Origin of the sequence: Myxococcus sp. SDU36 (assembly GCF_030168875.1) — a bacterium.
GTDB classification, from domain to species: domain Bacteria; phylum Myxococcota; class Myxococcia; order Myxococcales; family Myxococcaceae; genus Myxococcus; species Myxococcus vastator.
Genome location: NZ_CP077414.1, coordinates 5,996,562 through 6,015,938, shown reverse-complemented (window position 1 = coordinate 6,015,938; position 19,377 = coordinate 5,996,562). Strand labels below are relative to the sequence as shown.

Here is a 19,377-nt window from a genome sequence, read left to right as displayed (position 1 = left end):
GGGGGATGGGAATGACGATCCCGAGTCCATGGTCGCTCCCCGTGAACGCGGGGAGCGTGGGTTGAAACTTGAGGGCGGCGGCCATCTGCTCGGCGGGCGCGGTCGCTCCCCGTGAACGCGGGGAGCGTGGGTTGAAACACCATGCCATTCAACGCGAGCGCGGGACTCGTGGAGTCGCTCCCCGTGAACGCGGGGAGCGTGGGTTGAAACTGCTTGGCCGTCACCGAGCCGGTGAACTGCCGCGTCGCTCCCCGTGAACGCGGGGAGCGTGGGTTGAAACTCGGCGGCGCCGTTCTCGGCGTCGCAATCAGCAGTCGCTCCCCGTGAACGCGGGGAGCGTGGGTTGAAACAACGCGCTCCCCCCCGGCTACGTGCAGGCGCTGAAGTCGCTCCCCGTGAACGCGGGGAGCGTGGGTTGAAACGGCATTTGGATGGACACCAATCCGTGGCACACCGGTCGCTCCCCGTGAACGCGGGGAGCGTGGGTTGAAACAGGGCGGGCCAGCAGTCCGTGGTTGACGGCACGGTCGCTCCCCGTGAACGCGGGGAGCGTGGGTTGAAACCACCTTCGTGGCGGACACGCCCTTGCGCGACGGGACGTCGCTCCCCGTGAACGCGGGGAGCGTGGGTTGAAACGATTCCTCCATGGGCATATGGCCCGTGTGAGGAAGTCGCTCCCCGTGAACGCGGGGAGCGTGGGTTGAAACACTGCATCCCCGGCCTTGCTCACAACAGCACCTGTCGCTCCCCGTGAACGCGGGGAGCGTGGGTTGAAACGTTGGCGAATCGGCAGTCGGTGAGGACGGCCAGCGTCGCTCCCCGTGAACGCGGGGAGCGTGGGTTGAAACGCGGAATCGGGGGGGAGTGGCTGGGCGACTACGTGTCGCTCCCCGTGAACGCGGGGAGCGTGGGTTGAAACGAGACCGAGACGTTCAACCTGCAGCACCAGGTGGTCGCTCCCCGTGAACGCGGGGAGCGTGGGTTGAAACGCCCAGGGCTGGTGCCGGAAATGCCGGGCGACGGTCGCTCCTCGTGAACGCGGGGAGCGTGGGTTGAAACTCGCCGGGCTGAAAGTCGTACACCGGATGCGGCGTCGCTCCTCGTGAACGCGGGGAGCGTGGGTTGAAACGCGGTCACCGTCGAGCACTCCCAGCAGCTCTGCGGTCGCTCCTCGTGAACGCGGGGAGCGTGGGTTGAAACCCCTGGCTGGCCATGTCCGTCAGCGTCGGGCCCAGTCGCTCCTCGTGAACGCGGGGAGCGTGGGTTGAAACTACCTCGTGGGAAAGAGCGGGCCCCTACTCCTACGTCGCTCCTCGTGAACGCGGGGAGCGTGGGTTGAAACCGAAGCGGGCACGCGCTCGGAGACGCCTGCGCTGTCGCTCCTCGTGAACGCGGGGAGCGTGGGTTGAAACGAGGACAACATGCTGGACCCGCACCCCACCAGCGGTCGCTCCTCGTGAACGTGGGGAACGTGGGTTGAAGTCGCTGATTTCAGCCCGGGTGCCGACTGTCATCGCGGAGCGCGGGATTCTGGTCATCGACGCGGTCATCGCGGAGTGCGGAAGTCGGGGCATCAGCAATCACGAGTATCGAGTCAATCTTGATTTCGGTCGGCTCGGGGTCGCTTGGGTTCCGGAGAAAGCTCAGCCCTTCAAGCGGGGGCACCTGCGCCTGCTGCACGGCCACCAATTCGCGAAGATGCTTTCGAAGCACCATGCCGCGAACGTCGCCGACGCGTGGGGAGCTCCCGGGCTTACGGTCGTCTTCGGGCATTCACACCGACTTGGCGTGCATGTGAAGCCGCGTCGTGAGGGTGCTTGTCGAGCAATAGCGGTCGGTGCCGGGCAGACGCGGGATTCGGACTGGATGATGTGCGCCCTGGTGGTTGGGAGTTCGAGCTGCTCGTCGCGTATCCGTTGCCGACGGGGCGCGTCGCAGCCTACAGCGTGAAGCTCGTCGGGAGCGCGTTCCGCTGGAGTGCAGAGGTGTACCGCTGAGCTGCGGCAACTCGAACCGGATGCGTTCGGGGCTGGCTCTCCAGGGGCCACGCTGCCAGACTCGGGCGCGCTCCGTACCCCCCGCTGTCGAGCAGAACCCCTTCCGTCAGGACGTGGCCATGCTTCTCCGAACCCGTGTCGCACTCCTGCTGTTTCTCGCGGCCTGCGCGACGACTGAGCCGAAAGAGTCGGCGGCCCGGAGCCCGAGGGTCGCCAATCTCCAGAGAGCGGCGACGCTGCCGTGGGCTGATGGCGGGCGATGCGTGGTGCGGGAGGCATCCAACGAATGGGCCGTGCTTGTGGAGAGGTGCTATCAGGCGCTCGACCATGAGAGGATCCAGTTTCGCGATGTCACGGGAAGATGCTCTGTCGCTTCTGCGGGGGCCGCTGCTATTGGATTGGGCGTCTGCATCCTGATAGCACCCGAGATAGTCGTTGGAGCCGTGATTGTCGCTGGAGCAGTCGTGGTGGCAGTCGCCATCAAAGAGGAGTTGGATGCATATCGGAGGGCATCCCGCGAGCGCGCGAAGCCTGAGACCCAAACGCGGCCATCCAATGAGCAGGAGCGGTTGACGCACCGAAAGCACGAGCCGGAGCCATCAGGGCAGGATGGGTTCCCCCCGGTACCGACCGATCCACTGGACCGAGAGCGACGCCCGGAGTGCAGGCCCGTCCCGGTGCCGCACGCGGGAAAAGATGATCCGCATAACGAGTGCGCCGACAGGTTTCCGCCGAACCGCTACCCCGGCATGGACGTGCTCGTGAACGGAATACGGTTTGATGCGCTACAAGTCGGCGTGCGCGTGCTGTGGGAGATTAAAACCCATCAATTCGACACGTACTCTGACTTTATCCGGGATCGGGAGGTCGAGAAGGGATTGGAGCAAATAGAAAATGAGCGAAACGCCGCGGCGGCGTGTGGATATGGATTCGTCGTTGGGGTGAGCACCCAAGCGCACAAAGAAGCGCTGCTTGCTGTTGTTCCCTCCCTCAAGATCGTCGTCACGGGATGCAAACGATGACCACCCAAAATCGCCTCGTTCTGACCGTCTATGCGTCTGCGCTCGTGGGTGCCGATAACCGCACACTCGCTGCCGTTCATGGGATGGAAGAGGCGCTCCCTGGCTTGCGTCTGGAGTGGAGAGTTACCGGAGGGCGACGGCTTGCTGCGTTGCCACAGCGCGACGCATGGATCGTAGAGAGGATCAAGGACGGGGGCTTCCCTTTGGTGTGCAACGGGGACGAGAGCTACCCCGTGACGGTGATGGGGAGAGGAAACTCGGGGCTCTTCAGCCCTGGCGGTCAGGCCCTGTTCGAAGTCCATGCCAAGTTGCCGCTCGATGCGACGGTCATCGCTGCGGCGGCGGAGATGCTGGAGCGAGTAGCGGAGGGCACACGCGCATTCTGGGGGCGTGCGACGCCGCACGACGCGGCGGTGGACATCGCGTATCAGACAGCACCCACGCTGGAAGGGCCGCCGTCGCCACGCCGGGGCCTGCCCGCACTGAAGCTGTTCGAGCACATCCGCTCGCCCGAGATTCCCTATTACCTCGGATGGCTGAACTACTGGTCCGCGGCTGCCGCGCGGGCCATCGGGTTTCCGGATCCCTCGCGCGACGCGGACCTGCTCACGCGGGCGCGTGGAACGCCTTCGGGGGGGTGGGTCGTGCAGCTCACCGACGCGCCGCTCAATCTCGACAACCCCGCCCATTTGGACGCGCTCCAGCGTGCCTATTCGCGCTTCCCGGAGATTGGTGGTCGCGCAGCGCCTTGAACCCTTGGCTCGGGCGCCCCTGCGGATGCATTGCTCGTCGAAATGGTTCGCCGGCTTGATGCCAGGCACGTCGTCAAACGTCCAGAGGCTGTGTGATTGAAACCTTCAGGCCGCTGAGCATGCGAACAGGCTGCGAGATCGCTCGTCGTAAACGCGGGGAACGTGGGGTGGAAACCACGAGGTGCGCCGGGATTTCAGCGACGACGGTGCGTCGCTCCTGGTGAACTCTCCGCTGCTCATCGCGCTTTGATGGATCCCGGCGTGAGCAATGTGCCAACGAGCATGCGCTACGTGGGCGCCCGCATCTCCGATGTGGAGATGCGGGCGATGCATGATTGTGGCTGTGCGCTGAGATAGCGTTCTAATTCATGTTTCAACCCGCACGCCAAGCCGGCGATGGCGTGAAATGTGTGATGTTAATGGGTTTTGCTGCGGGTGCAATTGGAGACAGGTTCTTGAGGTACTAGTGGACATACTTGTCGGCCCGCAGGGTGAAGTCGTCTGCCGAGGCAGTTCCGCCGACTTGGCATAGGGATGAGATGATGAGTTCAATGGCGATGGCGAGAATTTGATGTTTTGGTGATGCGATTTGTAGCCGTAGTGAAATGGTGTGTGCTAAGTGTTCGGTGGTTCCATTTGTGGGGAGCATCAAGACCTCCTTGGTTCTTCATGAATAGAAGCTATTCAGCCACAGTCACTACATCTCTTCGGTTGGAAGGTGTGTGTGTCTAGAATCCCTGTCATCTTCGACGGAAGGCTTGGGGGGATGTGTAGATGTGGACGCGTCCAGGAGGAGGAGCCCGCCGCTGCGTGTGACCCGCGGCGGATGTCGACGAAGGCCCCCGAGACGCGGGAAGCGAAGATTGAACGACTGCTCCGTGAGGCCGGTGTGCCGCGCTGCCTGAACACGATGGCGACCATTCCCCTTGAGCGTGCCGTGAATAGAGTCGATAGCAGGGCAGAAGGCGTGGAGGTGCTGTTTCGATGAAGGCAATGAGTCCGCTCGAACCGAATGCAGGTGATGGCCTGCGATTCCTGCTGGACGGGGGAACCTGGCCATTCTGCCGAGTCGGACACTGAGCTCACGCCCCTCCTCGCGACGCTGGAGTCCCACGCGGAAGGCTGGATGCCGGATATCGTGAAGGGAGCGCAGCGCCGCGCTCGCTCCGGTGGAGCCTCGTTTCCACCCGGACCTGGCGCCGCTCCTCTCACGGCTGCCGGACACGTTCGCCATCAGCGAACGGCAGGCGAAAATCTCCGAGCTCAACGCCTTCCGACCGCCAGCGCCGGAGGAGTGGCTCCCGGCCGCCCTTCCTCCGGACGTCGAGAATCTCGAACGCATCCGTCGTGACTACGGCGACCTGTCCGAGCAGCTCGTGGCGGCGCTGCACGCCCAGGTGCCCTCCATCATGAACGAGACGCCAGCGTCTCTCACGGACCTGGACTTCTACTTCTGGAGGGAGAACTCCCCGAGCGGTACACGCGGGACCTCATCGACGAGCACACCGCTCCAGCGCTGGGGGCCTACCTGGGCGGCATGCTCGTTCGCCGGCTGGGCGGGGCGTGGGTTCCGCGACGGAAGCTGGAGGAGTCGCAGGTGCGTGTCGGAAGGCGCGTCTGCTCACCCAGTTCTTCCACGAGGCGGAGCGGCACCGTTCCTGAGTCGCGGGCGTTCAACCAGGCGACACCCCCAACGCCGGAGGTGCGCGTCTCCCGCTTCAAGAAGCCCTATCCCCATGATTTCCCGACATGGTTCACTGCGAGTCATGTCGCGACTTCACCGGCTCGCCGTCGTCATCCTCCTGGCGTGTCCCCTCCTCGGCGCGGCGCCCGGGGACACCCGGTCCGTGACTCCCAAGAAAGGGGCTCCTGCCAAAATGGCTCCCACCTGGCGTTTCGAACTCTACCATCAGGTCAACCGCGGCGACCCCAACGCGAAGAACGACGTCCACATCGGCTCGGACGGGAAGCGCTACGGCATGGGGCGCGAGGACTACCAGCCCTTCATCGAACGGTGCGAGCTCATCCCGCCCGAGGGCTTTGAGCCACTGTCCGCCGAGCTCGACTTCCTCCCGTACTTCCGCGAGCAGAAGTCCACGACGACGCTGGGCGCATACTTCAAGGCGCAGGCCCTTCGCGGGGACACGCTCCAGAAGCTGCTGCCGAGAGACCTCGAGGGGATGCTCCGCTCCCCCAAAGACGACCGGCAGTACTTCTCCACACGCGTCGAGCCGACGTCACAGGCCAGGCGCCTCGTCGTCATCTGGAACCCCGAGGGACAGTGGTACGTCGACGAGGTCTTCTACCGCATCGAGGGCCTCGGCGGCTGGCAGCGGGGGGCGTGCGCCGACGTGGTCGAAGGCACGTTCAGCGATTTCCTCAAGTACTCGCCACTGCTCGCGCCGCGGCTGAGCGAAGGTTTCTCGCAGTTGGAGCATCCGGACCGGCGCCAGCAGCGGTTCTCCAAGGACGCGCTCGTGCTCAGGCTCGAGAAGACGCCCGGCATGCCCAACACGCGGAGCTACTGGCTGGAGGTCTTCGCGGATGGCCGCTTCAAGCGCAACGGCCCGCTCCTCTCCGAGGTGAACGCGGACGACGCCCATCGGCTCACGACGCTGCTCATCGCGGCGAGCCGACTGAGCGAACTCAAGGAGGGCCGAAGCGCACCGCCTCCCCCCGCCCATGACGGGCAGGAGACGACGCTCGAGTTCACCGTGAACGGTCGGCGCACGCGCCTGACGTTGGGCAACGACACCCCGCCCTTCATGCTCCGCTTCATGAAGCAGGTGGCCACCGCCTACGGCATCGAGCTGTGAGCGCGCGGCCCCCGGGCGCCCCACGGCTGGAGGAACACCTCCGTCTCCTCCAGAATCCGCGGCAGTGAATCGGTGAGCTCGTGGCCGTCATCCACCTCCACCAGCCGGACGTGGCGCTTGCCCTCCGCCCACTGGCGCGAGTTGCGGACGTCGCAGGTGTCATCCTGGCGGCCGTGGATGATGAGCGTCGGCACGCGCACGTCGGGCCAGCCCTCCGTCCGGGCATCCACGGCCTCCGCGTCGGCGATGAAGCCCGAATGGATGCGCGCCTTCCGCTGCGTGACGGAGTCGTCCGTCTCAATCCAGCCCGACGTCTGCCAATGCCGCCACGCCGCGTCCCCCATCCTCCGGCGCAGCTGCGGGACGACGCGGAAGGCGGGCGCCAGCAGCACCAGCGCGCACACGCGGGCGTCCTGCTCCGCCACCCGGGCCGCCGTGAGACCTCCCAGGCTGGAGCCGATGAGCACCACGCGCTCCTCGGGCCCGCCCATGGCGGCCAGCACCGTGTCCAGCATGGCGCTCAGGCGGAGCTGCTCCAGGGAGGGGACGCGGAGGTTCAACCGCTCCACCGGGATGCCCTGGTCCGCGTAGTGCCGGGCCACGGCCACGCCCTTCTTCGAATCCGGGCCCGAGGCGAAGCCGTGCAGGTACAGCCAGCGAGGACCCATGGCGGAGGGCGATGTCGTCGAAGCGCTCATGACGGGCCCACTCTAACGGGCGCGCGGCGCCCTGGCTTCAGATGCGTAACACCGGCCCCGCAATCACCGACTGCATGAGCTTGGCGCATTGGTTGAGCGCGTTGGACGTCAGCTTCACGTCACAGAACTGGAAGCCCGTGGAGACGGACACGCCCCAGCGGTCGCTGAACCAGCCGTCCACGCCCACCCGGAAGGCCATGCTCGTGGTGTCGATGTTCGTCCGCAGCCACATGCCCACGTCGTCCGGCGTGAAGGTGCTCCCCCAGCTCTTCGACAGCCGCGCGCCCACCCACGGGGTGATGGGCTTGTCCTGGAAGAAGCGCAGCCGCGCCTCGATGCCCACCGCCCGGTAGTCGAGCTGCGCGCGCTCCAACTGTCCCGACCGCATCGCGTCCGGGAACTGCTGGCCCCACGTCTCGGAGATCTCCGCCAGCAAACCCACCGACAGTCCGGGTGGGGTCTCCAGGCCCAGGTAGCCGTGCAGCGCCGGGCCCCTCGTGCGGAAGTCGCTCAGATGGTCCAGGGTGACGCCGGCGCCCAGCGATGCATAGCCATTCCAGCCTGCCGCCACCGCGTCCGTTCCCACACACAGCACGCCCACCACCGCCACCCACATCGACTGCTTTCTCATGCGTTGCAGTCTATGCCTGGAGGTCGCCGTGGGGGACTCCGAGTGCCGCCCCTCGGACAGTTCAACTACTTCCGCCCTGTCGGATGGAGGGCGGGGAGGGGGCCTGCATGCGCTTTCAGACAGCAAGTCCGGCGGTTAGGGTGGTGTTCCATGTCCAGCTCCTTCGAAGCCGCCGCCTCCGCCGTTCGTGACGCACTTGCCAGTGCGGGCCGGGGCCTGGTCGAACGCGAGGCGATGGTGGAGCTCGTCGCGCTCTCCGCCGTGGCGGGGGAGCACCTGCTCGTCATCGGCCCGCCGGGCACCGCGAAGAGCGAGGCCGTGCGGCGCACCGCTCGCGTCCTGGGCGGCTCCTACTTCGAGTATCTCCTGGGCCGCTTCACCGAGCCCTCCGAGCTCTTCGGCCCCGTGGACCTGCGCAAGCTGCGCGAGGGCCTCGTCGAGACGGAGACCCAGGGCATGCTGCCCGAGGCCGAGGTCGCCTTCCTCGACGAGGTGTTCCTCGGCTCCACCGCCATCCTGAATACGCTGCTGGGCCTCCTCAACGAGCGCACCTTCCGGCGCGGCCACACCCGCATGCGCTGCCCCCTGCGCGTCTGCGTGGGCGCCTCCAATGCCTTGCCGGAAGACGAGTCGCTGGCCGCCTTCGCGGACCGGTTCCTCGCGCGCATCTTCGTCGAGCCCGTGCCGGACCCGCGGCTGGAGGAGCTGCTCGCGGGCGGCGCTTCGCTGTGGGGGGACGCGGACGCGCACGTCACCTCGCTGGAGTCCCTGGACGTGGTCGCCCAGGCCGCGCGTGAGGCGGACCTCTCCGGGGTGCGCCCCCACCTGGCCCATGCGCTGCGCACGCTGCGCGCCGCGGGCGTGGCCTTGTCCGACCGCCGCGCGGTGAAGGTGCAGAAGCTCATCGCCGCCGCCGCCGCGCTCGCGGGCCGGCGCACGCCGGGGACCGCGGACCTGTGGCCGCTCGTGTATGCCGTGCCGACGAAGGACGCCCAGGCGCTCGCTCGGGACGTGCTGCGGGACGTGCTCGCCGGGACGGAGAACCCGGCCCTGCCGGCGGCGGCGCTGGAGGCCAGCGCGGGCCCCCTGGCGCGGGCGCGGCGCATCGCCTCCGCGGGGCAGGCGCTGCTGGCGGAGCGGCCCGTGGATGCCAATGGCGAGGCGCTCGCCGCGTGGCGGCTCAAGCTGGAGGGCGTGGCGCGGGAGATGGACGCGGGCTTCGCTCCCGAGTCGCTTCCAGAGGACTTGAAGGTGCTGCGCGCGGAGGTGGCGGGGGTGCTCGCCGCCGGTGCTTCAGGGCCCGTGTCGTCCGAGACGGAGGTGGCGGTGTGAGCGCCCTGGAGTCGCGTGGCGAAGACGCCGCGCGCCTGCCGGTGCGGTGGCGTTCGCGCGCCGAGCCGCTGGAGCCGCTCGCTGTCGTGGGCGAGGGGCCCGTGGCGGTGGCGCTCGCGCGCCGGGTGCTCGCGGAGGACGACGCACGCCTCGCCACCTGGGAAGGCGTCGCGGGGCCGGGCCTCCTGGTGCTCCTCGGGGCGCCGGCGTCGCTGCCGTGGGTCGACGGCGCCGTGTACCTGGGGCGGGATGACGCTGCGCCCTCGCTGTTGCTCCCCTGTGCGCTGGCGCCAGCCGTGGCGGCTCCGCTGCTGGAGCGTGCGTTCGTGGCGCATGCGCGCGGGCCAGGAGCGAAGTGGGCGGTGCTGCCCGCGTCCATGTGCCTTGTCAGCGTGGAGGCCGCGCGGCCCGTGTCCCGTGTCGCGCTTCGGGGCTGGCTGGACACGGCAACGACGGGGGGCACGCCGTGAGCACGTTGCCCCATGCGTTGCACCCCTGGGCGTCAATCCTCGCGACGTTCCCGTTGGACGTGGCGCTGAGCCTGGGCCCACTGGTCGCCCGGTTGTCCGCGGCGCTGGGGCCGCTTCGGGCGCCCTCGGAGCAGATGGGCGGCGAGCCCCAGGGGTATGACGGCCTGTCGCGAAGAGGCTCCTTCGACCGGTTGCTGGTGAGTGAATGGCTGTGGGCGCTGGAGGCCCCCGACGAGCTGGTGCGCCGCGCCGCCTTCGGAGAGCTGTCCTATCTCAAGCCCTCGTTCCGCCAGCCCCAGCGTGCGCGGCGCACGGTGGTGTTGCTCGACGCGGGACCGGACCAGCTCGGCGCTCCGCGCATCGCGCACCTCGCGTTGCTCATCGTCATGGCGCGCCGGGCGGAGGCCGCGGGCGCCACGTTCGCGTGGGGCGTGCTTCAGGCAGACCCGAAGCGTGGCGGGTTCACGGAGGTGACGCCCGCCACGCTGGGCGCCTGGTTGAACGCGCGTGACACCGCGTCTGCCTCGGCTGAGCGGCTCGCGGCCTGGCGCGACGCACTCGAGCTCGACGCGGGGACGGCGGACGCCTGGCTCGTGGGGGCTGCCCGCCTGTCCCGGCTCGAAGGGGCGGAGACGCTCTCGCGCATCGAGGTCTCCGAAGTCCTGGCGCCCGAGGTGCGCCAGCTCGCGGTGGAGGTGCGCCCCGCCGCGCGCGCGCCGCGCTCCGTGCTGCTCGACCTGCCGTCGCCGGATGACAGCGTGCGTCTGTTGAGGGACCCGTTCCGCGCCCGCGTCGCCGCGCCCGTGAGGACCGTCCAGCACGCGCGGGTGTCGGGGTTCTCCTTCTCCGCGGATGGTCGCCGGTTGATGCTCTTCCTTGACGGGGGCGGCGTCGGCGCCATGGCGCTGCCCAACTCCCCTCGCGCCACCCTCGCGCGGCCCCAGCGGATGAATCCTCGGAGTGATGAGACCTTCCTGGGCGCGGGGTGGCGGCGCCAGGGCGGGCTGCTCGTGCTGACGCGGAAGGGGCGCGCCTATGCCTTCCGGGGACGGCTGCAACATCAGGCCAGGCGCCACATGCGCGGGCCCGCGGCGCTTCCCTGGACGCTGCGCGATACGCAGGCGCATCCACCTGTTCCCGCGCTGGGACAGCCACCCGGCCGGCTGACGACCTATCTTGATGCCTCCCAGCGGGAGTGCGTGCTCCTGTCCGGCCTGGACGACACGCTCCATTGCTTCGAGGCGGACTCCGACTCCCGCCGCGTGGACGCCACCCAGGTGGCACAGCGGGTCATCGCCGCCGCGCAGGTGAAGGGCGCCAGCGTCTTCGTGACGCGCGACGGGGCGGCGGAAGCCGGGAGCTGCATGCGACTGTGCATCGTGAGCGCGAAGGAGGTGCGCCAGGTGCCACTGGAGGACTCGCGGGGCGACGCTGTCTGGTTCGGCGCGTCAGCGCACCCAGGCCACCCGGAGGCTGGGTTGCTCGCGGTGAACCAGAGCCCCGGCGTGTGGCGCTTGCATCACCGGAGCTCGGAGCCCTTCGTGACGCTGCGCCCGGGCTTCCGAGCCGTGGGCGTCGGAACGTGTCAGCAGGCGCGAGGGGAGGCCGGGCTGTTGGCGCTCGACCCGGACCAGCGGACCTTCTGGAGCGTGGGGCCGCGGCACCAGTCCAAGCTGACGGTGGCCGCCGCCAACGTGGTCCACGCGGAGGCCAGCCATGCGGTGCCCGTGCTCGCGTGGCTGACGGCGGAGGGCGAGCTGGTGCTGTACCACCTGGAGCAAGGCGCGGTGCTGTGCCGTCTCCAGACAGGAGGCGGGGTATGAGCGCGGCGCGTGCCGGCCCGCGGCCCCGGCAGCAGGTGCACCGGGGCACGGTCCGGGCCTCGGCTTTCTGGCTCGACCCGGCCCTGCTCGGTGAGGCGGAGGCGCGCCGCCGGATTCTGTCGCTGTGGGCGCCCGGCATGTCCGTTCACGCCGTGGCGGGTGGATATCTTGTGGAGCTGTCCGCGCCACGCGCGGTGGCGTGTGAAGCCGCGCCGGGGTTGCCGCTCACGCGCGAGGACGGCCTCCTCTCCTCGGCGCCCTTGTCTCCGTCGGAGCGCCGGCACCCGAGCCTCCATGAAGGCGCGGTGGTGCTGGTGCTCAGCGGACGGGCCCTGGTGTTCTCCGCCGGCGCGATGCCGCGGGTGGAGGTGTCCGCCTGGCTCGATGTCTCCGAATGGGAGCTCCGAGCCCCGCGGACGCTGGGCGCGCCGCCGCCCCCCGTGCCGGTGCTGGAGCCCGTGCCGCCGCCGTCTCGCGAGCGCTTCGGTCCCGGCGTGCCCGAGCCGTCAGTCGAAGCCCAGGAGATGCTCGCGCGCATGGAGGGGCGCCGCGCTCCCGCCGCCGCTGGGGCGCGCCGTCCGGGCTGGTGGGCGCGGCTGCGTGAGCAGCTCCTCCCCGACGGGACGGCGGCGCGTGGCGCCGGTGGTGACGCGCTCGTTCGCCAGGGATGGCTGGCGCGGCTGCGCGCGAAGTTCTCCCCTCAGGGCGCGTCGGCGCGCGGAGGCAGCGAGTCCGGGCGTGGCCGGCCAGGATGGCTGGCGCGGCTCGGAGCGGCGTTCTCTGGGGCTGGGCCTCGCGGACCGCGGCAGGGGGCCCCTTCGTCTGGATGGCGGGCGCGACTGGCCTCGAAGCTTCGGGGTCCTTCGCGTGAAGCGTCACCACCGGCCTTGCCGCCGTCCACGCCCGCCGTCCCTTCGGGCCCGAGTCCCTGGGACAGGCTGTCCGACTGGATGATGAACAACACCCTGCTCGGCGAGTGGGCGCGGCAGCGGAAGGCGGAGTACGTGCGCCGCCTCTTCGACATGTTCGAGGAGGGGAACCTCGACGAGGCCCTGCGGCACGCCATCCCCCTGGGCCAGGAGCTGAGCGAAGACGCGCGCGAGGCCTTGGGGCTGCCGGGGCCGCGTGAGCACCTCACCCTCCAGACGGAGGCGCGGGGGGCGGCGGGGGCCGTGTTCGCGGGCGGGGCCGGGCTCTACTCGGCGCTCCAGCAGCGCTACCGCGACGCCTTCCGCCGCTTCGAGCGCGAGGGACGTGTCGACGAGGCCGCGTTCGTCCTGGCGGAGCTGCTCGGCGCCGTCGAGGAGGCCGTGTCCTTCCTGGAGCGGCATGGCCGCTTCAAGCTGGCGGCGGAGCTGGCCGAGGGGCGAAAGCTGGCTCCGGGGCTCGTGGTGCGCCAGTGGTTCCTGGCGCGAGACGTGGCACGCGCCGTCGCCATCGCCCGGCGCAGCGGCGCCTTCGGGGACGCGGTGGCGCGACTGGAGCGCTCGAATCCACCGGAGGCGCGTGCGCTCCGGCTGCTGTGGGCGGAGACGCTCGCCGAGGCCGGCGACTACGCGCGCGCCGTGCAGGTGGTGTGGCCGGTGGCGGAGAATCGCTCCCCGGCGCGCGAGTGGCTGGAGCGAGGCGTGGCGAGCGGCGGCGCGACGGGCGCGCGGCTGCTGGCGCTGTGGGCCACGGCGTTCGCGGATGGGCTGACGGTGGCGGATGCGCGGGTGCGTGAGCTGCTCGACGACGACACGCCGGGCCGCGCGCCCGAGCGCTTCGTCTTTGGGCTGGCGCTCGTGGAAGAGTCTCCTTCTGCCAACCGCACCGCGCTGGTGGTGCCCACGTTGCGTGCGTTGCTTCGAGACCGGGCGGCGGGCAATGCCCGCTTCACCTCGGACCTGAAGCTCATCAAGCGCTTGCTGGGCGATGCGCCCGACGGCACCCTGCGCACGGACCTGCCGGCGTTGACGGACTGTCTCCACCCCGCGTGGCGCGATACCCATTCACGGCCGCGCATCGACGCCACCGTGCGGGCCTCCGAGGCGGGGACCTTCACGCTTCATGACGCGGTGGTGTTGCCAGACGGGCGGTTGCTTTACGCGCTGGGAGAGGCGGGGGCGCGGCTGGTTCGCGCGGATGGCCGGACGGTAGCGCGCTTCGACGTGCCGGCCTTCCACCTGGTGCCTTCCATTCATGGTGACCGGGTCCTGGCGCTCGCGCGGCGGGGTGAGGTCTGGCGCCTGTCCCGGCTGGACCTGGTGACGCGCAGGTGCAGCCCCTGGCGTGACATGACGTTGACGGCCTGGTCCCCTAGCTACGACGGCAATGTCTGGTTCGTGGCCTCCGGCACCACGGTGATGATGCTGGATGCGCTCGCCGCTGACTGCCGCGCGCTCTGGCGGGTTCCGGACCTGGCCAGGGGAGTGTCTGCCATTGCGGCGGATACTACGCACCTGAGCTTCGTGGTCGGCAACCAGGAGCGCTGGACGTATGCGCTCGCGGACGGGCCCACGCTTCGCGAGCGGTCGGAGCTGCCTCCAGAGGTGTCGGGTCCGAACTGCGTGCTCGTCAGCGAGTCCGTGGTGCCGGATGGCGAGCTCATCGTGCTGGGCACGGAGGTGCCACCTCCCCCCGAGGCGCTGACAGGCGAAGTGGACCCGGTGACCTTCGCTCTGGCGTGGTTGCCGCCCGTGGCGCTTCGCAACCGGGTCCCGAAGACGCACGGCAGCGCGCCGCTCAAGGCCATCTTCATCTCTCAGGAGTGGTGGCTGGAATTGCTGGATTTGAGTGAGGAGTGGCAGCTTCAATTGACAGACAGGCGAGGAGTCCTCCGCGCCGTGTTGGCCTTCGAAGGGAAGGACTGGCCAAGGGTGCGGCTCACCGACAGCATGTTGCTGGTGTTCGGCGAGGGGGGCCGGGGGGTGTGGTTGGATTTGGAGAGCGGTGAGGTCCGGCACCTGCCGGTGCCTTGAGCCGTCAGGCGCCGTGGCGCAGGTGCGGTGACAGGGTGACGTCACGGACGGTGAGCCGTCGCTGCGCGTCATCCACCTCCAGCTCCACTTGGACGCCGTCCACTGTCACCAGCAGCGAGGGCGGCGTCCCGGGGAGCGCCATCAGCCAGGTGGAGGCGAGGGGCAGCTCCGTGCCCACCAGCTCCGCGGCGCGCAGCAGGTGCAGGCGCACCGCGTGGCTCAGGGCGCCCGGCAGGGTGCGCAGCGGCAGGGACACGTCCTCGGGCAGGTGCAGTGCGTAGGGCTCGGTAGAGTCCCGGGCGGGAAGCTCGGGGAGCCCGCGAAGCTGGGCGCGCAGGGCGCCGTCCACGGCCTCGGGCGCGTGCGGCTTGCGCAGGTAGCCCACCACGCCGTCCAGCGGGGGCTCCTGGCCGCTCAGCGCGCTGGAGAGCATCAGCACGCCCAGGTGGCGCAGCCGCGCGTTGGTCCGGAGCTGTCCGTAGAGCTCCCACCCGTCCATCCGCGGCATCACCAGGTCCAGGAGGATGAGGTCCGGGTGGCTCGCCCGGGGGTGTGTGTCGAGCCAGTCCAGGGCTTCCTGGCCATCCGCCGCGTGGGAGACCTTCACCCCTTCCGCGTGAGCAACCACGGTCAGCCGCTCGCGCCAGGCGAGGTCATCCTCGACGAGAAGCAGGTGCTGGAGCGGTCGGGCCATGGTGGACGAGGCGAGGAGTCTCAAATACCCCGGACCCAAGGGCAGCACCAGGGGCCCGCCCTCTCCCCGTCCGATGCACGACACCCAGGGCCTCCGGCGCTTCCCGGCGCCCTGTGGGATGAGCTGATACCTACCTGCTGGGTTTTAAATCTATATACCAGTCAATCAGGTAGGATAGAGTCGGGATGAGGTTCACTCTAAAGCCGGAAATACCGGCCTTATCCGGATTTAATGGGCATGTTAGATGCGCTAGCCAAGAGTTCACTGCTCGGCTGGAACTGGCGTGTCCACGCGCGAATTCTGGCGCATGGAGGCATGCATGTGGCGGTTGCGGTTCATGGGGCTATTGCTGGCTGCGTGTTCCAGCACGCCCGCTGGCCCCGTGGAGGGGCGGACTACGGCTACCGCAATGGGGATGTCTGGGTTCGTGGTCCTTGGGACGCCATCATGCCTTCGGCGGACGTGGACGCGGTGATTGATCAGTTATGCCCCGCAATCATGCAATTGCCTCGCGCGCAGGGCCGCGAGTACGGGCAGGAGTACTGCGGCGCCATCTACTCCCTGGGCGACGGCACCTACTACGCGAGCCTGCCATCTACGCTGGGCCCGTTGCTCAAGGCGACGCCGGAGCCGCAGAAGTCTTGTTTCGCGCCGCGCTTCGTGAATGATTCGCGTGGACGCACGGTGGTGCTGGCCGACTATCACAGCCATTCGTGGCCCAACTCGCGCATGTCGAGCGCGGACCGACGGCAGTCCCGCCAGCGTTTCAGTATCCGGATTCAGTTCGACACGGGGTGCCGGGTGATGAAGCTGGTCCCCTACGTCGGTGAGGCCCGGCCCGGTGAGTTGTTCGAGCGACGCGAGCGGCACTGGGTGCGGATTGGTGTCATCAAGCCCGAGCACAAGTCCGCGGGCATCGTGACCTGGATGGATGAGTAGCCATGGACGAGCCTCGTCGACCCGGAGACATCATGAAGCGCGGACGCCTCCTCGCCCTGTGCCTGCTGTTGCCCGCATGTGCGCTCTTCCAGCGCCCGTATCGCCCACCGCACGCGTCTCCAGAGGAAGCGGCGAGGGTGGAGTTCCCGCTCGACCTCCCTGCGGATACGCGGACGACGCTGTCAGGGGAGCTGGTGACGGCCATGCAGCTCGCGCTGGACGACTTCCTGCCCCTGGACGTGAAGCCCCACGAGGGCGCGACCGACGTGGAGCGCTGTCTCTACCGGCGTGAATCGTACGAAGTGATTGCGTCCCCAGGCCCCGAAGGCGTGACCTTCGTCCGTGTGACACTGCGTCCGGATGTCTGTGAAAAGCAGAACATCATCATGGACATGGAAGCGACCTACGCCGTCGACGTGGAAGGGCGGCGTATCCTCGCGCGGCAGCGGTAGGTCCGCGCCCGGACGGTGTCTCCACCGCCTTGGCTGTCTGGCACTCCACAGCGAAGTGAGGGGTGGTCCCCTCATGGGGCTGGAAGCCGACGCCAAACATGCACTCCGGGTACAGCTTGTCGTCACCGCCATGGCTCGTCAGTCTGAAACAACCATGGCCCTTCGACTTCAGCTCGCTCCCCGGGCACTCCGGACCCTGGCGGGATGTCCGACTCCGGTGCGAGAGCAGCTCCAGTGTGAGCTGGGCGCGCTCGTCGCGGGCCTTCCACTCGACGGGCCCTTGCGGTCGGACCAGGGGGGGGTGGTGGTGCTCGACTCGGGTTTTCGAGTCCGCTACCGGCTCGACCTGGGGCGCAGCTTGTTGCGGCTGACCCATGTGGCCGCGCCTGCGTTGCCGCGGCCCTGGCCCGACGGGCCACCCGCCGACCCATAGCGGGCGTGCACGTCACACCTCGCGCGGGTCGTTCCGCGGCAGGCGGACCCGGGCGCAGGTGCCGCCGCCCTCGCGGGCGGCCAGGTGGATGCCGCCGCCATGGCGGGTGATGATTTCACGGCTCAAATACAATCCCAGGCCCAGGCCCTCCACGCGGCTGATGGTGGACAGCGTGCCGCCGCGAAGGGCCCGGCTGAAGAGCGCCTCGCCCCCGCGCGGCCCCAGGCCCACGCCCCGGTCCTTCACCTCCAGCAGCACGTCACCGTCCTCTCGCCGGAGCACCACCTCCACCGGTCCGCCCTCCGGGCTGTAGCGGATGGCGTTGTCCACCAGGTTGTAGACGACCTGCTCCAGCCGGGGTTCGTCCCACCAGCCGTCCACCCGCTCCAGCTTCAGCGTCAGTTGATGCTGGGGCGCGGACGCCGCGCGCCGCTCCGCCACCCGCCGCACCAGCGAGGACAGCTCCAGGGGCACCTGCGCCAGTGACAGCCGGCCGCTGGCCAGCTCGGACACATCCAGCAGTTGATTGACCAGCCGCGCCAGCCGGTCCACCTGCCGGTCCATGAGGACCAGGTCCTGCTGACGCACGGTGTCCGGACGCAGCCGCTGCAAGCGCAGCTTGAGGGTGGCCAGGGGCGTCTTCAGCTCATGGCTGGCGATGGAGAAGAAGGCCGCCTTGGCCTGGCTGACGCGCTCCACTTCCTCCAGGTGTCGCTGGAGCCGGGCCGCCATCTCGTCGAAGGCCCGGCCCAGCTTCTCCACCTCGAGGGCGCCAGAGCGGTGGAGCATCCCGAAGGCGCGCACGTCGCGCTCGCCCGCGGCCATGCGGCCCGCGGCCTGGGACACGGCCTCCACCGGCCTGGAGAGCATGCGCGTCAGCAGGCGGGTGACGGGGATGGCCAGCACCAGCGCCAGCGCCAGCGTGGCCAGCAGCGCGCGGTAGGCGCCGACGACGCCGAAGCCCATGAAGTTCATCGGTTGCTCCACCACGACGCGCCAACCCGTCTGGAGCAGCGTCGCGCTGGCCAGGTGCCGCGTCCCCTGGGTCCGCCGCGGCCTGGGGGCCCGGGGCTCCGTGTCATAGGTGCGGGTGCCCGTGGCGGGCAGCTTCGACAGCATCTCACCCCACGCGGTGCCCTTCAGGGACCGAGGCTTCGGCCCGGGCGTGGCGCCGGTGTCGAAGGCCACGTTGCCGTCCGGGTCCACCAGCAGCGCGCGCTGGCCCGTCGCCAGCCGCTCCTGCGCCACCGCGCGCATCCGAGGCAGGTTGATGGCCACCAACGTGAAGCCTTCGAAGCGCTGCTGCCGGAGCAAGGGCGCGACGGCGACCATGACGGGGCCCGACACCGCGGCGCGACCCTCGAACACGCCGCTCACCACGGGCGCGCGCGTGCCGCGGACCTCCTGGAAGTAGGCGCGGTCCGCGAAGTTGGCGCCCGCCGCCGATTGGGCGCCCACGCCTTGCGGCGGCCAGATGGCCACCAGGTTGCCGTCGCGGTCCCCGACGCCGCAGTTGAGCGCGAACGCGGAGTGATACATCCAGTCCCGCAGCAGCTCCTCCAACTGCGGCGGGGACGGGCGCTCCCCTTCGCGCTCCCACCAGTTGATGACGACGCTCGCCAGCAAGGCGGTCTGGGATTGGGCGGTGGCCAGCTCCGCGTCCACCGTCTCCGCCAGCAGGTGCGCGGTGGAGAGGCCCTGGTCATCCATCCGCCGCAGCTCGGCGGCATAGCGGGCCCGGCCCTCCAGCGTTCCCACCAGCATCAGCGGCAGCATCAGCGCCAGCAGCAGCGCCGAGCCCACCGCCGACGACAGGGTGAAGGTGCGCAGCGCTGGCGGCAGCAGGGGCCAGAGCCGCGAGCGCGCCGCGGGCGTCATCAGCACCACCTGCGTCATCAGCGCCGGCACCAGGCTGTTGAGCGCCTGCTTGAAGGCGATGGCGAGCGCGCTCGTCGCCGTGACGTCCACGCCCAGGTGGTAGCTGATGAAGAGGTAGGGGATGCCCGCCAGCCAGTAGAGCCCGTCCGCCTGAAGGGGCCAGTAGCGCCGGGTGAGCGCGCCCAGGACGACGGCCTCCATCATCGCGCCCAGCATGGCCCAGGGGTGGCCCCAGAGCTGGACGGTGACGGCCATGGCGATGCCGGCCGCCAGCCCCGCGCACCAGGGCCCCAGCAGCGAGGCCGCGGGGATGATGACGAAGAAGCCCAGGAGGATGTCGATGCCTGGGATGAGCTCCACGGGATGTCGGTTGAGCGCATGGCCCAACAGTCCCACCCCCAGCGCCCAGGCAATCCGTGCGCGCCCGCTCATGTCGAAGGGACCCTAACAACGCCACCCCCGGCGGCCTCCAGCGCTCTT

Annotated in this window: 15 protein-coding genes, 1 pseudogene and 1 CRISPR repeat array (1 of these 17 cut by a window edge); of the genes and pseudogenes, 11 read left to right on the top strand and 5 right to left on the bottom strand. The window is 69.3% G+C overall.

The genetic code is table 11. The annotated features are described in order from the left end of the window. Positions 1-1,483: a CRISPR direct-repeat array (repeat unit 37 nt; unit sequence GTCGCTCCCCGTGAACGCGGGGAGCGTGGGTTGAAAC); it reaches 1,027 nt to the left of the window's first position. Between the two features lie 8 nt (positions 1,484-1,491). Then, positions 1,492-1,773: a hypothetical protein gene (locus KGD87_RS24255; RefSeq protein ID WP_284662925.1), complete on the bottom strand. Its 282-nt coding sequence runs from the start codon at positions 1,771-1,773 to the stop codon at positions 1,492-1,494. Positions 1,774-2,116: 343 nt separating this feature from the next. On the opposite strand from KGD87_RS24255, the gene KGD87_RS24250 reads away from it, so the two are divergent. The 4 genes and pseudogenes from KGD87_RS24250 (at position 2,117) to KGD87_RS24235 (ending at position 6,587) form a co-directional block, all read left to right on the top strand. Continuing rightward, the gene (locus tag KGD87_RS24250) at positions 2,117-3,019 is read left to right on the top strand and encodes a DUF6310 domain-containing protein (RefSeq protein WP_284662923.1); all 903 of its coding nucleotides are present in this window, start codon (positions 2,117-2,119) and stop codon (positions 3,017-3,019) included. After that, complete coding sequence (locus KGD87_RS24245) at positions 3,016-3,771, top strand: DUF5953 family protein (protein ID WP_284662922.1); 756 nt, start codon at positions 3,016-3,018, stop codon at positions 3,769-3,771. The genes KGD87_RS24250 and KGD87_RS24245 overlap by 4 nt, the downstream gene beginning before the upstream one ends. 1,142 nt (positions 3,772-4,913) lie before the next feature. After that, positions 4,914-5,416: pseudogene (locus KGD87_RS24240) on the top strand (hypothetical protein); the annotation flags it as partial. Positions 5,417-5,648: 232 nt separating this feature from the next. Continuing rightward, positions 5,649-6,587 carry a hypothetical protein gene (locus KGD87_RS24235; RefSeq protein WP_284662920.1) on the top strand — a complete coding sequence of 313 codons (939 nt, stop codon included), beginning with the start codon at positions 5,649-5,651 and terminating at the stop codon, positions 6,585-6,587. Here KGD87_RS24235 and KGD87_RS24230 read toward each other — a convergent pair. Together KGD87_RS24230 and KGD87_RS24225 are read right to left on the bottom strand one after the other, a co-directional pair. After that, the gene (locus KGD87_RS24230) at positions 6,569-7,285 is read right to left on the bottom strand and encodes a YqiA/YcfP family alpha/beta fold hydrolase (protein WP_284662918.1); all 717 of its coding nucleotides are present in this window, start codon (positions 7,283-7,285) and stop codon (positions 6,569-6,571) included. The genes KGD87_RS24235 and KGD87_RS24230 overlap by 19 nt on opposite strands. Before the next feature lie 37 nt (positions 7,286-7,322). Continuing rightward, positions 7,323-7,916, bottom strand: a complete 594-nt coding sequence (locus KGD87_RS24225; RefSeq protein WP_284662917.1) for a hypothetical protein — start codon at positions 7,914-7,916, stop codon at positions 7,323-7,325. Positions 7,917-8,066: 150 nt separating this feature from the next. Between KGD87_RS24225 and KGD87_RS24220 the strand changes: the two genes are divergently transcribed. Genes KGD87_RS24220 through KGD87_RS24205 form a run of 4 tightly spaced genes read left to right on the top strand, consistent with a single transcriptional unit; the run spans position 8,067 to position 14,501 of the window. After that, positions 8,067-9,248: an AAA family ATPase gene (locus tag KGD87_RS24220; RefSeq protein ID WP_284662915.1), complete on the top strand. Its 1,182-nt coding sequence runs from the start codon at positions 8,067-8,069 to the stop codon at positions 9,246-9,248. Beyond that, the gene (locus tag KGD87_RS24215) at positions 9,245-9,718 is read left to right on the top strand and encodes a bpX5 domain-containing protein (protein ID WP_284662913.1); all 474 of its coding nucleotides are present in this window, start codon (positions 9,245-9,247) and stop codon (positions 9,716-9,718) included. The genes KGD87_RS24220 and KGD87_RS24215 overlap by 4 nt, the downstream gene beginning before the upstream one ends. Beyond that, positions 9,715-11,541, top strand: a complete 1,827-nt coding sequence (locus KGD87_RS24210; RefSeq protein WP_284662912.1) for a hypothetical protein — start codon at positions 9,715-9,717, stop codon at positions 11,539-11,541. Before KGD87_RS24215 ends, KGD87_RS24210 begins: the two co-directional genes overlap by 4 nt. Next, positions 11,538-14,501 (top strand): bpX6 domain-containing protein, encoded by a 2,964-nt coding sequence (locus tag KGD87_RS24205; protein ID WP_284662910.1) that lies wholly within the window; start codon positions 11,538-11,540, stop codon positions 14,499-14,501. Before KGD87_RS24210 ends, KGD87_RS24205 begins: the two co-directional genes overlap by 4 nt. Positions 14,502-14,505: 4 nt before the next feature. Here the strand turns inward: KGD87_RS24205 and KGD87_RS24200 are convergent, their stop codons facing one another. Then, complete coding sequence (locus tag KGD87_RS24200; protein WP_284662909.1) at positions 14,506-15,195, bottom strand: response regulator transcription factor; 690 nt, start codon at positions 15,193-15,195, stop codon at positions 14,506-14,508. 498 nt (positions 15,196-15,693) lie between these two features. On the opposite strand from KGD87_RS24200, the gene KGD87_RS24195 reads away from it, so the two are divergent. The 3 genes from KGD87_RS24195 to KGD87_RS24185 all read left to right on the top strand — a co-directional run bounded on the left by KGD87_RS24195 (position 15,694) and on the right by KGD87_RS24185 (position 17,019). Continuing rightward, on the top strand, positions 15,694-16,134 hold the full coding sequence (locus tag KGD87_RS24195; protein ID WP_240358372.1) for a hypothetical protein: 441 nt from the start codon (positions 15,694-15,696) through the stop codon (positions 16,132-16,134). Positions 16,135-16,136: 2 nt separating this feature from the next. Next, positions 16,137-16,586 (top strand): hypothetical protein, encoded by a 450-nt coding sequence (locus KGD87_RS24190; RefSeq protein WP_284662907.1) that lies wholly within the window; start codon positions 16,137-16,139, stop codon positions 16,584-16,586. Positions 16,587-16,740: 154 nt separating this feature from the next. Next, positions 16,741-17,019, top strand: a complete 279-nt coding sequence (locus KGD87_RS24185) for a hypothetical protein (RefSeq protein ID WP_284662905.1) — start codon at positions 16,741-16,743, stop codon at positions 17,017-17,019. Between the two features lie 12 nt (positions 17,020-17,031). Here the strand turns inward: KGD87_RS24185 and KGD87_RS24180 are convergent, their stop codons facing one another. Next, positions 17,032-19,329, bottom strand: coding sequence for an ATP-binding protein (locus KGD87_RS24180; RefSeq protein WP_284662903.1), 2,298 nt, complete (start codon positions 19,327-19,329; stop codon positions 17,032-17,034). Between the last annotated feature and the right edge of the window lie 48 nt (positions 19,330-19,377).

Excerpts from the sequence above, each read along its gene's own strand:
- KGD87_RS24255 (WP_284662925.1), bottom strand. The coding sequence starts at position 1,773 with ATGCCCGAAGACGACCGTAAGCCCGGGAGCTCCCCACGCGTCGGCGAC.
- KGD87_RS24250 (WP_284662923.1), top strand. The coding sequence starts at position 2,117 with ATGCTTCTCCGAACCCGTGTCGCACTCCTGCTGTTTCTCGCGGCCTGC.
- KGD87_RS24245 (WP_284662922.1), top strand. The coding sequence starts at position 3,016 with ATGACCACCCAAAATCGCCTCGTTCTGACCGTCTATGCGTCTGCGCTC.
- KGD87_RS24235 (WP_284662920.1), top strand. The coding sequence starts at position 5,649 with ATGGCTCCCACCTGGCGTTTCGAACTCTACCATCAGGTCAACCGCGGC.
- KGD87_RS24230 (WP_284662918.1), bottom strand. The coding sequence starts at position 7,285 with ATGAGCGCTTCGACGACATCGCCCTCCGCCATGGGTCCTCGCTGGCTG.
- KGD87_RS24225 (WP_284662917.1), bottom strand. The coding sequence starts at position 7,916 with ATGAGAAAGCAGTCGATGTGGGTGGCGGTGGTGGGCGTGCTGTGTGTG.
- KGD87_RS24220 (WP_284662915.1), top strand. The coding sequence starts at position 8,067 with ATGTCCAGCTCCTTCGAAGCCGCCGCCTCCGCCGTTCGTGACGCACTT.
- KGD87_RS24205 (WP_284662910.1), top strand. The coding sequence starts at position 11,538 with ATGAGCGCGGCGCGTGCCGGCCCGCGGCCCCGGCAGCAGGTGCACCGG.
- KGD87_RS24200 (WP_284662909.1), bottom strand. The coding sequence starts at position 15,195 with ATGGCCCGACCGCTCCAGCACCTGCTTCTCGTCGAGGATGACCTCGCC.
- KGD87_RS24195 (WP_240358372.1), top strand. The coding sequence starts at position 15,694 with ATGCAATTGCCTCGCGCGCAGGGCCGCGAGTACGGGCAGGAGTACTGC.
- KGD87_RS24190 (WP_284662907.1), top strand. The coding sequence starts at position 16,137 with ATGGACGAGCCTCGTCGACCCGGAGACATCATGAAGCGCGGACGCCTC.
- KGD87_RS24185 (WP_284662905.1), top strand. The coding sequence starts at position 16,741 with ATGGCCCTTCGACTTCAGCTCGCTCCCCGGGCACTCCGGACCCTGGCG.
- KGD87_RS24180 (WP_284662903.1), bottom strand. The coding sequence starts at position 19,329 with ATGAGCGGGCGCGCACGGATTGCCTGGGCGCTGGGGGTGGGACTGTTG.